General features: G+C 46.8%; 10 protein-coding genes and 1 tRNA gene. 8 read left to right on the top strand and 3 right to left on the bottom strand.

Features of this window, described 5'->3' with window-relative positions; genetic code table 11:
- The first annotated feature begins 197 nt into the window (after nucleotides 1-197).
- Nucleotides 198-1514: a Fic family protein gene (locus LACSTY_RS05100; RefSeq protein WP_087911914.1), complete on the top strand. Its 1317-nt coding sequence runs from the start codon at nucleotides 198-200 to the stop codon at nucleotides 1512-1514.
- A 148-nt stretch (nucleotides 1515-1662) separates the two neighbouring features.
- On the opposite strand, the gene LACSTY_RS05105 is transcribed toward LACSTY_RS05100, so the two are convergent.
- A tRNA-Arg gene (locus LACSTY_RS05105) sits at nucleotides 1663-1736 on the bottom strand.
- A 475-nt stretch (nucleotides 1737-2211) separates the two neighbouring features.
- Here LACSTY_RS05105 and LACSTY_RS05110 point away from each other — a divergent pair.
- A complete protein-coding gene (locus LACSTY_RS05110; RefSeq protein WP_087911915.1) occupies nucleotides 2212-2934 on the top strand; it encodes a hypothetical protein in 723 nt (240 codons plus the stop codon).
- A gap of 117 nt (nucleotides 2935-3051) precedes the next feature.
- On the top strand, nucleotides 3052-4839 hold the full coding sequence (gene recQ / locus LACSTY_RS05115; RefSeq protein WP_087911916.1) for a DNA helicase RecQ: 1788 nt from the start codon (nucleotides 3052-3054) through the stop codon (nucleotides 4837-4839).
- 99 nt (nucleotides 4840-4938) lie between these two features.
- Here the strand turns inward: recQ and LACSTY_RS05120 are convergent, their stop codons facing one another.
- Entirely contained in the window at nucleotides 4939-6174 is a 1236-nt protein-coding gene (locus LACSTY_RS05120) for an aminopeptidase (RefSeq protein WP_087911917.1), read from the bottom strand.
- 275 nt (nucleotides 6175-6449) lie between these two features.
- On the opposite strand from LACSTY_RS05120, the gene LACSTY_RS05125 reads away from it, so the two are divergent.
- The 3 genes from LACSTY_RS05125 (at nucleotide 6450) to LACSTY_RS05135 (ending at nucleotide 9804) form a co-directional block, all read left to right on the top strand.
- Complete coding sequence (locus LACSTY_RS05125; protein ID WP_010489114.1) at nucleotides 6450-7058, top strand: TetR/AcrR family transcriptional regulator; 609 nt, start codon at nucleotides 6450-6452, stop codon at nucleotides 7056-7058.
- A 231-nt stretch (nucleotides 7059-7289) separates the two neighbouring features.
- The gene (locus tag LACSTY_RS05130; RefSeq protein WP_087911918.1) at nucleotides 7290-8666 is read left to right on the top strand and encodes a DUF2252 domain-containing protein; all 1377 of its coding nucleotides are present in this window, start codon (nucleotides 7290-7292) and stop codon (nucleotides 8664-8666) included.
- Nucleotides 8667-8802: 136 nt separating this feature from the next.
- The gene (locus LACSTY_RS05135; protein WP_087911919.1) at nucleotides 8803-9804 is read left to right on the top strand and encodes a YihY/virulence factor BrkB family protein; all 1002 of its coding nucleotides are present in this window, start codon (nucleotides 8803-8805) and stop codon (nucleotides 9802-9804) included.
- A gap of 77 nt (nucleotides 9805-9881) precedes the next feature.
- Here the strand turns inward: LACSTY_RS05135 and LACSTY_RS05140 are convergent, their stop codons facing one another.
- Nucleotides 9882-10343: a flavodoxin gene (locus LACSTY_RS05140; RefSeq protein ID WP_049173038.1), complete on the bottom strand. Its 462-nt coding sequence runs from the start codon at nucleotides 10341-10343 to the stop codon at nucleotides 9882-9884.
- Between the two features lie 199 nt (nucleotides 10344-10542).
- Between LACSTY_RS05140 and map the strand changes: the two genes are divergently transcribed.
- Together map and LACSTY_RS05150 are read left to right on the top strand one after the other, a co-directional pair.
- Nucleotides 10543-11367: a type I methionyl aminopeptidase gene (map, locus tag LACSTY_RS05145; RefSeq protein WP_025013679.1), complete on the top strand. Its 825-nt coding sequence runs from the start codon at nucleotides 10543-10545 to the stop codon at nucleotides 11365-11367.
- Between the two features lie 188 nt (nucleotides 11368-11555).
- Nucleotides 11556-12602 carry a glycosyltransferase family 2 protein gene (locus tag LACSTY_RS05150; protein WP_087911920.1) on the top strand — a complete coding sequence of 349 codons (1047 nt, stop codon included), beginning with the start codon at nucleotides 11556-11558 and terminating at the stop codon, nucleotides 12600-12602.
- Nucleotides 12603-12783 lie beyond the last annotated feature (181 nt).

Raw genomic sequence — 12783 nt, forward strand, 5'->3', positions numbered from 1 at the left:
TTAATGACAACAAAAGTCTTCTGCTCGCTGGTGCAAGTGGAAGACTTTTTCTATTCTCTATTTTTCGGATATATTACATGTTGGCTTTTATTTCCGAGTTCCTATTTTTAAAAATACTTGATTTTTTAAAATTAAGGGCGATAATTAAGAAACAATCAGCAATATTTATGGAATTTAAAGAATGAAGGTGGTGACGCATGAGCTATTTACCATTAAGCAAATTTAAGTACAACAATAATGGCACGGGCAGAAAGAGCCCTCAGGAAATTGATGCTGAATATCGACTCAGACTTTCAGGGCCGTCCACGGTTAAAACTACGCTCTTTCCTGTACTTGAAAACCCGGCTCTGTTGGATCTCGCGGCCGCAGAAAATAAAGCGATTTCTGTCGCGAAATACCCTATATTCTTTGTCGAGACACATGATATCAATCTCCTTGTGAGTCGTATTCAGAGTCATTCGGCGACGATTGTCAATTTAGCCAATCATCAGCAATTGCCTCCTGTTGCGATTAGAAGTTATTTAAAGAAGCTTTTGAGTAACGAGATTATTTTTACGAACGAAATCGAAGGCATTCAGACAAATCCTAAGGAAATTGGAACCATCATTGGTAATTTACAGCAGAAGCCTGGTAGAGTCGAGAAACGGTTGGAGTCTACCATTCGGAAGTATCATGATTCGGCCACTGGTAGAATGAGGCAGATTAACGGGTTGAAGGATTACCGTGACATTTATGATGAGTTGCTAAAAGGAGAAATACCAGACGCAAAGTTGCCCGATGGTAAATTATTTAGGAATAAATTTGCATTTATTGGTACAGATGCTCACGCTGTTCATATACCGCCTGTTACCGAAAACGAAATTGAAGTGGCCTTGGAACAATTAATCATATTTATGAACAGTGATGATTTGCTTACCCTTGAGAAAGCGGTTATCACGCACTTCATGTTCGAAAATACGCATCCATTTTTGGATGGAAATGGCCGTACCGGACGATATTTGCTGTCATCGTATATTTCAAGTAAGCTCGATCCATTTACGGGTCTATCTGTTTCAACCGCTATCCACAACAATCTTTCGACCTATTATCGGCTCTTTCAAGAAGCTGATAATATTGAAAACAGGGCAGAGCTAACATTCTTTCTAAAAGGGATGTTAAAGATTATCGAAAGTGGTCAAACAGACGTTATAAATGAGCTGGAGTCGTCTAAGGAACAGCTGCAATCAACCAGCAAAAAGTTGTATGCGAAGTTCACTGATCTGGATGACGTGATGAAGGAGGTCCTGTACGTTCTTCTTCAATCGTATTTATTTACCGAAAGCATCACTTATGGTATACAAGATCGTGATATTGTTGAAGTTCTTAAGCGAACCCCTAACTCGATTCCGAGAACACGAACTAAACGTGCCATTGATATGCTGGAAAGTAAGAAAATGATTACAAGCGTTTCAAAAAATCCACTGCAGCACGTCATAAGCAAAGAAGTGTTAGCCGAAATACTGCCATCAAAATGATTGCAGACTAACAAAGGCACTGAACCGTTTGAGATTTATTGCTATTTTTATTGGTTTTTTACCGTGTAAGCAAAAGGCCTTCCCGAAAAACACAGACGGAAGGCTTTTTGTGGATTTTATGTTAGTTGATTTTGGTATGCTATAATGATGCGGCAGGAGAGAATCGAACTCTCAACCTACGGCTTAGGAGGCCGGCGCTCTATCCGATTGAGCTACTACCGCGGAACATTCACAAGTTTAAACTAAAGCTGCGTTTAGGGCAAATTAATCAGAGCGCGAACTGGCGCGGTTAGAAGTCGAAGTGTAAGTGGCCTCAGGCGTGATGGCCCGGTCTTGGCCATTGCGCCTGAGGTCCTTACACGTAGACTTCTGCGCCAGTGAGCGCGTTTTCGCGGCAGTATCGGTACGGGGATCGGGTTTTGACCATTGCGCCCAAGGTCCTTACACGTAGACTTCTGCGCCAGTGAGCGAGTTTTCGCGGCAGTATCGGTACGGGTCGGGTTTTGACCATTACGCCCAAGGCCCTTACACGCAGATTTTGGGGCTGACAAACGGTTTATGGAAGCGAAATGAATGGCAAAAAAAGCGCCAAGCAGCCTGTCATTCTTATGCCGTCAATGATCGGTGAATAACCTCGTCTCCTTCAGCAACACGTTAACTGATCCAAAATCCACCCATACCAAAGGAGGATGCCCACATGCAAGCTTTCATGAATGTTTATGTCCCCGGATGGTTGATCTTCATTGGTGGCATCCTGCTCATTAGCGCGGTTAATGGTGCGACGGTTCAAGCCATGGTAAACCATGCCGGCCGATCGAACACGCAAATATGGTACATGAAGCCGGGCATTTTTGTTCATGAGTTGTTGCATGCGGCTGTTGCGCGATTATTTGGGTTACAGGTGACGAATTTTTCGTTGCGAGCCGATCCGTTGCAAGGCAGCGCTGCACATGTCAGTTTGCGTTATGACAGGCATGATCCGCTTGCCCAGCTGGGGTTGTTTTTATCCAGCAGCGCACCGGTTTGGGGCATCAGCGTTGTTCTTCTGGTCCTTGGTCGGTGGGCGTTTTTCCCGGCAGGCAATCAGGTGTGGCAAGTGCTTGCGGCTTCATCGAGCCTCAGTGAAAAATGGGTCATGATGCGCGGCATGGTGGCGATTAACTGGCAGTGGTTGGCTATTTTTCTAGTCGTGACCTTGATTTTGACGCCAGGTGTCGCTTTATCGCATCGCGACCTGCAGAATATGTGGCAAAGTGCACCGGTGGCTTTTTTAGGCACTATCGTCATTTTCTATCTCTTCCTCACGTTTTGGCCAGCTGGCTTTGCGTGGTGGACTTTGTTGAATTTGAATTTATTACTACTGGATTTAATGGTGTTAGGCTTTAGTCTGGTTATTTGGTTTGTAGTCAATTTGCTTTAAATACGGCAATTTGTGGTAGGGCGTCACATTTCGCAGTTAATACTTTTGAAAAGGGCATCTGCTATAGTTATCAAAATCTATAATTGAGGCAAGCAAAAACCGGTTAGGAGGACAAGTATGGTTGTCACGCAACCAACAACGATTTTAAAAGAAAAATTTGGCTACGATCATTTTCGAACCGGCCAAAAACAGGCAATTGATCGCGTGATGGCAGGAGAAAGCACCCTAGTCGTGATGCCGACCGGTGGTGGTAAGTCGTTGTGCTATCAGGTGCCGGCTATGTTACTGCCGGGATTGACATTGGTGGTGTCGCCTTTGATTGCCTTGATGAAGGATCAGGTTGATGCATTAAATGACAATGATATCCCAGCGACGTTTATTAACAGCACGCTTGATTTTCAGACAATTAACGAGCGACTGGATCAGGCAAAATCGGGGCAGATCAAGTTGTTGTATGTGGCTCCAGAACGATTTGACAACGATTGGTTTGTGCAGCAACTTGCCGCGACGCATGTGGCGCTTTTTGCGATTGATGAAGCCCATTGTATTTCACAGTGGGGACATGATTTCCGGCCAAGTTATCTGAATCTAGCCCAGGTCGCTGCCCAGTTGCCAGCACATCCGCCTGTGATTGCCTTGACTGCAACCGCTACGCCGCGGGTCAGTCAGGATATTTGTCAACGTCTGATGATTCCGGATGATGGGGTCATTAATACCGGATTTGAACGCGATAACCTTAGCTTTAAAGTGGTTCGTGATCAGGACGAAGATCGTTATCTGCTGGATTATCTTAAACTCAATGTCGATCAATCCGGCATTATTTACGCGAGCACTCGCAAAGAGGTGGATCGCCTCTATACGTTCTTAGAACATAAAAAGTTACCAGTGGCAAAGTATCACGCCGGTATGACTGAAAAGCAGCGGGCAGCCAATCAAGAAGATTTTCTGTTCGATCGCAAGCTGATTATGATTGCAACGAATGCATTTGGCATGGGCATCAATAAAAGCAACGTTCGTTTTGTCATTCATGCCCAAATTCCCAAGGATTTGGAGTCTTATTATCAGGAAGCCGGGCGTGCCGGACGGGATGGCCTTCCAAGCGAAGCCATTTTGTTATTCAAGCCGCAAGATTTACAGGTACAACGGTTCTTCATTGACCAATCCGAAGGCGACGAGGCGCACAAACAGCGGCAATACGACAAACTAAAAACAATGGAACGTTATGCCAATACCGACCAGTGTCTACAACAGTTTATTTTGGATTATTTTGGGCAAACGGGAACTAAGCCATGCGGCCGCTGCTCTAATTGTCTTGATGATCGCGAATCGGTTGACGTGACCATCGATGCCCAGAAGGTGTTGTCATGTGTTGTGCGGCTACACGAACGATTTGGCAAGGGCGTTGTTGCCCAAGTACTTGCAGGGGCGCACAATCAGCGTGTCTTGTCGTTTCACTTGGATCAGCTGTCTACATACGGCTTGATGCAAAATCGCCGTCAGCGTGACATCACAACGTTTATCGACTTTTTGACGGCTGGTGGGTATCTTGAGACCCGCGGCGGCCAGTATCCGACACTTGGGCTTACCGCCAAAGGAGCCGAGGTTTTACGCGGCCAGGCAACTGTTTTCCAGAAAACCGCGCAGAAAGCGAAGCAAACACTGGAAGTCGATGACACAATCTTCCAGGAATTGCGCAGTACTCGGCGCCAGTTGGCAGAACAACAGCATTTGCCGCCTTACATGATTTTTTCGGACAAAACGCTAAAGGCGATTGGCAACGCGATGCCGCAAACGATGGACGAGTTTTTGGCGGTCAAAGGGGTCGGCCAAGCTAAACTCGACAAATACGGTCAAATCTTTTTGGATGTCTTAAGGGCGATCCAACCGGCAAAAGCGCAAAGTTGAGTCGACTGGCGTATCAATCAAAAACCGAACCAAGACATTTTTGCAATTGTTGCAAAATGCTTTGATTCGGTTTTTTTAACGCTGCTATGATGCTGGACACTACGCCCAGTCGCCGTTGCGGAAGATGGGTACCACAGTGCCGTCAGGTTTAATGCCATCAATGTTCATGTTGGCGGAGCCCATCATGAAGTCAACATGGGTAGGGCTTTGATTTAAGCCTGCCGTCCTTCGTTGTTCGGCGTTCATTGCCACGCCGTCTTTGACCGAAAATGGATAGGCTTGGCCGAGTGCCATGTGATCTGACGCATTTTCGTCATAAAGGGTATTGAAGAAAATAAGCCCGGATTGCGAGATGGGGGATGGATCCGGCACCAGCGACACTTCGCCTAGTGAACGGGCGCCAGGCGTTTTGAGTAGGTTTTGCAAAACATCATTCCCCCGATCGGCATGGGCGTTCACAACTTGCCCATTTTTAAACGTAAATTGCATGCCTTCCAGGATCTGGCCGCTGTAGCTAAGGGGCTTGGTCGAAACAACCGTGCCGTCGATTCGCCGGAAATCCGGAGCCGTGAAGACTTCTTCCGTTGGCATGTTGGCCATGAATTCTTCGCCACGCGGATTGAAGGCGCCACCGCCCTTCCAAATGTGACTCTTCGGCAATCCAACGACCAAATCCGTCCCCGGCGCCATGTAATGAAGTTGATCAAATTGTTCATTCGTCAGCCATTTCGCCTTTGCGCTCAATTTCTGATCGTGCGCTTTCCAAGCGGCTTCTGGATCAGGCTGGTCGACGCGGGTGGTTTTGAAAATCGCTTCCCATAACTGGTCAGTCGCTTCTTGCGGTGTTTTGGCGTCTGGAAAGACTTTCTGCGCCCACGCCGGACTGGCAGCACCGATAATCGTCCAGCTAATGCTCATTGAGCTGATGGCGTTCATCAGGCGTTGGTAGGCTTTCGTGAAAGCTTCCTGATATTTGGCAATTCTTGTCGGATCAATGGCGGCCAAATTGTCCGGATCACTCGAGATGACGGTGATCCGTTTGGCTTGGTGATCGACCCAGTAATCAAATTGACCTTTAACAAAAGGCGGAATATTGAAAAGGCGGTCCTCGGCCATATGCGCCATATCCAGACGTTTGAGTGTATCGTCAGACCATTGAACCTGAACTTCCGCGGCACCGCGTTGATAGGCGGCGGCAACAATCAGGCGCGCAAGTGGGGCCTGGTCCACGGCAATCTGCAGATAGACGGTATCGCCGGGTTTGACGGCAACACCAATGTCCACCGCCAGATCGGCGTATTGTTTAAGCTTTTCGTTAAAGTTGGCTAATGGCATAATGGGATCCCTCCAAGTAGTTTGGCAACAGTTTACCATAGTCAGATCGCTGACTGACGTAAGATGCCTCGGGCTGGCATCAAAAAATGTCAAAATAAATTAAGAAAAACTGAAATTTCTTTATGAATTCTGTTCCTTTATGCTTTCATCTCTGGTAAAATAACAGCAAGGCACAGGGCATATCTTTTGGAGTGGAGATGTTGCCCCAAGTGTCTAAAATTTAGTTGTGTGCAAGTTAGTTTTAAATAACTTTTAAAGAAAGTAAGGGGAACAATATGGCACGAAAGAAAACTATCACGCATGATCAGATTCTCAACGCAGCATATGACCTGGTTGTGGAACAAGGCTTTAAGAGTTTTACCGCACGGAATATTGCAAAGAAAATGAACTGCTCGACTCAGCCGATTTATTTAGAATTCAAGAATATGGCTGAATTAAAGCAAGCCGTCATGGATCGTATCAAAGAACTGTTGGCATTGAAGATGGCTAAGCATTATACGAATGATCCGGTTGTTGACTTGGGGTTGGCTTACATTTACTTTGCACTAGAGAATCGTCCGCTTTACCGCGCGGTTTTTGTTGAAGATCATTTTGGGGTTGACGAGATGCGCGAATATGCAATGAGTACGGCTATGCGCGTCTTTGATGCTTATGAACCTGCCAAAAACTTAAGCGAAGCGCAATTGCGCAACACGATTTGTGGGGTATGGATTGTCGCAACCGGGATTGCTAATTTGATGGCACCGGGCTTCATCGATATCACCCGCGATCAGATGGTCGACATTTTAACCGCCGTGACGCAAGACTTTATTGTCAATGGTCGGTTTTCAGACGACCCGCGAATCTCATGGTTTGAAAAAGCCCAAATCGCACAAGGCTATTAAACGATAAACTGGGGAACATCGTTTTGCCGTGCGTCTTGTTGTCGATAAAACTAATGTGAATAAAACCTGCTTGCCAATTGACCGGTGTAAGGTCGCGTGCAAGCAGGTTTTTTTGTTGCTCCAGCGCTCACAGTACTGGAAAACCGCTCAACAATGCGCTATTTTTGACTTACCAAGTGTTATCCTAACAAAATGAAACGGACAGCACCTAAAACCAAGAAGGAGTCAGTTATGGGAAGTTCATCCGACCTTAAAGAATTATTACGCGAGCGAGTCGCAGCTAAGTATACGATTGATGATTTGAAGGAGACGGGGAAAAAGATTCGAGAAACCGCCCCGATTGAGAGCCTCGCTGCCGTTAGTAAAATTGATCGTGATCCAGTTCAGTTTATTAATAGTGTGGAACAGAATTTGACGGAATCGCTATTGCCAATGCGTCACCAGCGAATGGGTGCATCGCAGGCGGCCTTTTTCCGTGGCACTGCCGAACTGATGGCGTATGATTTGCGCCAAGGTGAGAAATCGGGGATCAATCTGTTAATCGATGGCGATGCGCACTTACAAAACTTCGGCTTTTACGCCTCGCCGGAACGAAATTTGCTGTTCGACCTCAATGACTTTGACGAAGCTCAGATTAATAGCTTCGAATTTGATATCAAACGTCTACTAACCAGTGTTTATCTGCTTGGTGATCAGCAGGGGTTTGCGGCAGATAAGTTAGATGAGCTGGTGCAAACCGATGCCAGCATTTATCGCAAAACCTTACGGGATCTCTTCAAGCTTGGTGCTTTGGATCGCTTCTATCAATCCACTGAGGTCAATCATCTTATGCAGGAAATTCCCGGCGCAGAAGACTCGCAATTGTTGGCGAAATTCGTTAAGAAAGCGACAAAACGCAATAATGATTCTGTCGTTAAAAAATATACCCTGACAACTGATGATGGCCACATGCGGTTCAAAGACGATCCGCCGAGTTCCGTGCGGCTTGATCAAGCAACTTACCAGGCGATTTATGATGGGTTTACCCAATATCGCAAGACCACGCGTTCGGATATTCTGGTTTTGTTAAGCCAGTATCGAATTACGGATATTATTCACCACAGCGTCGGTATTGGCAGCTTCGGGACGAACTGCTATTTGGTTTTGCTCAGTGGCTTAGGCGGCAGTCATTTAGTCCTGCAGGTCAAGGAAGCATTGCCGCCACGGCAGGAACTGTTGCCGCATACCGAACGCATGACTTTGCAACAGGAAGTCAGTCAAGGACAGCGAATCATTGCCGCTCAGATGATTCTTCAAAAAGCCTCTGATCCTTTTTTAGGTTGGTTTAATGTCGGCGATAAAAGTTATTATGTTCGCCAGTTTCGGGATATGAAAGGATCGGTGGATCTGGAGGAACTCAACTTCACTGAATTTCAGTATTATACCCAGATGACGGCCTACCTTTTGGCGATGGCGCACGCCCAAACACCGCAGGCAGCAGTCGTCACCGGTTATCTGGATAAGCACTTCGACAGTGCCGTTCAACGGTGGAGCAAGTGGTATTTAAATCAGGTTAAAGCCGATTATTCAGCTTTTCTCCGTGCAGTTGGCACCCATCTTCTGGCGTGATCGGCGAGGCGCCATTTCGAAGATCGTCATTATTCAAATGATTTATGAATCAAAATATGTTTTGCTTGTTTTTACTAGATTAACTCTGGCAAAATTAAAGAGAGCCTTAATCATTGGCTGGGAAGGAGGGTAAAGCATGGCGCGGAAAAATCATCGTAAAAAACGACCGTTACTTTCAACGGAGCAACAGGCCATGATCCGTTCGGGCCAGATGGCATTAGCAGAGATGAAGTTGCCGCGCCGGACCAAGTTTTGGGTCTTTGTCCGCTTGGCAATGAATCGTGTGGCTGAATCCAACATCGGCCAAAGCGCGGCGGCTATCGCCTACTATGCGTTATTATCGCTCTTTCCTTTGATCTTATTTGTTGCCAACGCTTTGCCATACCTGGGGCTGACTTACAGTAGTTTAGCAACTTATTTGACACAGGCGGTGCCTTCTAATGTGATGAAGTGGCTCGATCCGGTGATTGCCAATTTATTGAACACAAGTAGTGGTGGGTTATTGGGAATCGGTGCTGTCGCCACATTGTGGGCTGCTAGCCTAGGCGTGAATGGCCTGAAGATGGGCTTTAATCAGGTTTATGGCGTAGATGCCACGCAGAATTTCATTATTCAACGGTTGTTGTCGATGCTCATGACGTTCACGCTGATTATTGTGATGGGATCGATTTTGATTGTCTTTGCATTTGGCCGCCAATTTCTTGAGTGGCTGATCCCATTGTTACGGCTGAATGATGATTGGCTAAAAACATTTAATACCTTACGTTGGCCGGTGACGGTTACGGCATTATTCATTATCATTATGTTTCTTGATTACTTTTTACCGAATGTCAAAATCAAAATATGGACGGTGCTGCCAGGCACTGCATTCACAGTGATTGGCTGGCTTCTGATTGCCCAAGCCTTTTCGTTGTATATGCATTATTTCGGCACCCGTTACCTGTCTTACGGCACTATCGGTACGTTTATTGCGATTATGTTGTGGCTGAATTTTTCGTCATTGGTTTTATTGTGGGGTGCGGTGATCAATGCGCTGACGGCAGAGTATTTCATCGGTCGGCTTCATCGCAGTAAGGGAAAAGTCCACGACTTTGTGAAGCGGCGGGTGAAAACGCCGCGGCCAAAAGAGGAATCCTAATGAATGCAATTTGCCTTCAGCGGCACAATAAAAGGCTCGCGCGACAATCTGCGCGAGCCTTTTGGGTTCAGTTTATTTTATTGCATAGATTTGAATTTTTCGACTAACTGTTTGGTGAAGGCTTCCAGATGCTTGATGTCTTCTTCTTCAGGAGAAAGATCGATTTTAACATTCTCGGCTCCCTTGGTTGCGCCGGTTTTGGCGAACGCCTTGTCGAAATCATCGACAGACGTGGCGAAGTCGTCATAGAACCGGTCGCCGCTGCCGCAACAGCCATACACTTTACCGGTCAGGTCGAGATCCTGAAGCTCTTCATAAAAATCAACGGCTTCATCCGGTAACTCGCCGTCACCAACATCCGAATAGGTGTAAGTTGCCGTCACACAAATATCAACATCTTCAAAATCGCTAGCCAAGGCTTGTGAGACTTCCGTGGTCGTGACATCGACATTCAAATCTTCAAAAGCCTCTTCAACAATACTGGCGATGTCTTCATTGTTGCCGGTTAGGCTGGCATATACAATTCTCGCGCTTGCCATTATTCTAGTCATCCTCCTAAAAAACAGCCCTCGAATTCCGATGACGGCGAGGCTGTTGTTCTTGCTCATTCGCCTGATTATAGCATAGGGTGGCAACTTCTGGGCGATTCATTCGTCATACCGGCTGCACTCGCGCTCTTTTCCAATTAATGCTACACTAATTGCGAGTTAAAATCGTATTGGAAAGCAGGCAAGAAGTTTGATTACCATCAAATCAGCACGTGAAATTAAAGGCATGGCCAAGTCAGGTGCCATTTTAGCAGCCATGCATGTTGGCTTGCGCGATATTATTAAGCCGGGAATCTCCAGCTGGGAAATTGAAAAGTTTGCCAAAGAGTTTTTTGAGTCTCATGGCGCTAAAGCAGAACAAGTTGGTTTTGAAGGCTACAAGTATGTGACCTGTGTCAGCATTAATGATGAAGTTGCTCATGCCGTTCCGCGTAAGGGATTGAAATTAAAAGACGGCGATGTTGTGAGCGTCGACACAGTGATCAGTTGGCATGGCTATTTTAGCGATTCCTGTTGGACATATGGTGTCGGCAAAGTCTCAGAAGCTGACCAAAAGCTGATGGATGTGACCAAGAAGTCGTTATATCTTGGGATTGATGAAGCGGTCGTCGGTAATCGAATCGGTGATATTGGCGCGGCGATTCAGACCTATACAGAAGACGACAACGGTTATGGGGATGTTCGTGAGCTTGTGGGTCATGGCATTCAACCGACGATGCATGAAAGTCCGAATGTGCCGCATTATGGCGTTCCTGGTCACGGCTTGCGGCTCAAGGCAGGCATGACCATTACGATCGAACCGATGATCACGGAAGGTACCTGGAAGATTAAGGGCAAGCAGGTGCCAGGTGATACGTGGGAATACTATGTCACGGCTGATGGCAGCAAATGTGCCCAGTACGAGCATACCCTTGTGATTACGGATAACGGTCCGAAAATTCTGACCTCACAAGGTGATCCGATTGATGCCAAGTATCAGTTGACCGAAGACGATCTCAAGACGCTTCCGGAATAATGGGATTCGCCGTTAGCCAGACCAAGGCATGACGAACGGTTGATCAGAACCAGCCATCACGGAACCTGTAAGCAGGAAGCAGCCATTTGTTTCCTGCTTTTGTTGTTTTATTTGGCTAAATATATCGCTTTTGGCCGCCGTGCTGTCGGATAATAGACATTGCAAGTACAAGGGAAAAGAGGGACGATATGTCAGCTCAGGAAGCATTGATCTCGGTCATCATGCCGGTCTATAATGCCGAAAAGTATCTGGCTCAGGCACTGGATAGTTTGCTGGCGCAGGATTATTCGAATTTTGAGATCATTTGTGTGGACGACGGGTCAGTGGATACCAGTAAGATTATTTTAGCAGCCTATGCCCGCCAGAATGCGCGATTGCATGTTGTTCGCGTTAACAATGGCGGCCAGGCCCGCGCACGGCAAGTTGGCATAGAACACGCCAAGGGCTCGTTCCTCGCTTTCATGGACAGTGACGATCTGGTTCATCCCCAGTGGTTATCCACTATGGCAGAAGGGATGCAAACGCCGCGGGTCGATATGACGGTGGTCAATTACTATAACTATATTGGCGGCACTAAAATTAAAGCCCGGTCGTTTCACGCGCCTGTATTTACAATCGAAGGTGATGACAAGTATCGGTATTGGCTTGAGGACCATGATCTGCGTGGCTATTTATGGAATAAAATGTTTCGCGCCGATTTATTTAAGGAGCCAGTGCCGGTTGCCAACTTTAATTTGCTTGAAGATGCATACTTCATCGGCCAACTCTTGCCGCGCATTGATCAAATTCATTTTGTCGACCAACCGCGATATTACTACCGATTTAACGCGACTAGCAGTGTTCACGCCAAATTTCAAAAACGTGATTTGGAAGCCATTCATCAACTGGGAGCAGTGTTTCTGACTCTCGCCCGGGAGAAACCGGAATTGACCTCGCTGGCCGTGCGTCGATACGCAGCGTTGAGTTTGTTTGTGTTATCGAAAATGTCGCCGCGCCAGTTAGTGGCTAACTGGGGATATGCGCAGCAGCTGGGAATGGTGTTGGCGCAGTATGCCCGCGAATTTCAGGGGATTATTTCAGCAGGGGATGCCAATGCGTTGGCGTCCGACAAGCCGGGAAAGGCGAGCCTTTTAGGTAAGTTGCGCGCCTGGTCGCATTTGTTAGGTTTGCCAACGTTTGATGACTTGAATAAGCTGGCTGGTCGTGAAAATGATGAGCCTAAGAAGGAGTCATGATGGATCGTTCATGTTGAGGGAGGAATTTGTTCTATCTCAGGCATGTGCTTATTGGAGACTCTCTCTCCATAACGCGCTCACCGGCGCAGACTCCTAACCGCGCCGGTTCGCGCTCACAAAAAGCAGCCGTCACCTTCTTTCGAGGGCAATGGCTGCTTCATATCGATCATCATGGAAAATG

The sequence above is a fragment of the Lacticaseibacillus styriensis genome (genome assembly GCF_030770295.1).
Taxonomy (GTDB): Bacteria; Bacillota; Bacilli; order Lactobacillales; family Lactobacillaceae; genus Lacticaseibacillus; species Lacticaseibacillus casei.

What these genes read in the sequence shown, in the direction of transcription:
- LACSTY_RS05150 (WP_087911920.1), top strand. Translation starts at nt 11,556, where the DNA reads ATGTCAGCTCAGGAAGCATTGATCTCGGTCATCATGCCGGTCTATAAT.
- LACSTY_RS05130 (WP_087911918.1), top strand. Translation starts at nt 7,290, where the DNA reads ATGGGAAGTTCATCCGACCTTAAAGAATTATTACGCGAGCGAGTCGCA.
- LACSTY_RS05125 (WP_010489114.1), top strand. Translation starts at nt 6,450, where the DNA reads ATGGCACGAAAGAAAACTATCACGCATGATCAGATTCTCAACGCAGCA.
- recQ (WP_087911916.1), top strand. Translation starts at nt 3,052, where the DNA reads ATGGTTGTCACGCAACCAACAACGATTTTAAAAGAAAAATTTGGCTAC.
- LACSTY_RS05100 (WP_087911914.1), top strand. Translation starts at nt 198, where the DNA reads ATGAGCTATTTACCATTAAGCAAATTTAAGTACAACAATAATGGCACG.
- LACSTY_RS05140 (WP_049173038.1), bottom strand. Translation starts at nt 10,343, where the DNA reads ATGGCAAGCGCGAGAATTGTATATGCCAGCCTAACCGGCAACAATGAA.
- LACSTY_RS05120 (WP_087911917.1), bottom strand. Translation starts at nt 6,174, where the DNA reads ATGCCATTAGCCAACTTTAACGAAAAGCTTAAACAATACGCCGATCTG.
- LACSTY_RS05135 (WP_087911919.1), top strand. Translation starts at nt 8,803, where the DNA reads ATGGCGCGGAAAAATCATCGTAAAAAACGACCGTTACTTTCAACGGAG.
- LACSTY_RS05110 (WP_087911915.1), top strand. Translation starts at nt 2,212, where the DNA reads ATGCAAGCTTTCATGAATGTTTATGTCCCCGGATGGTTGATCTTCATT.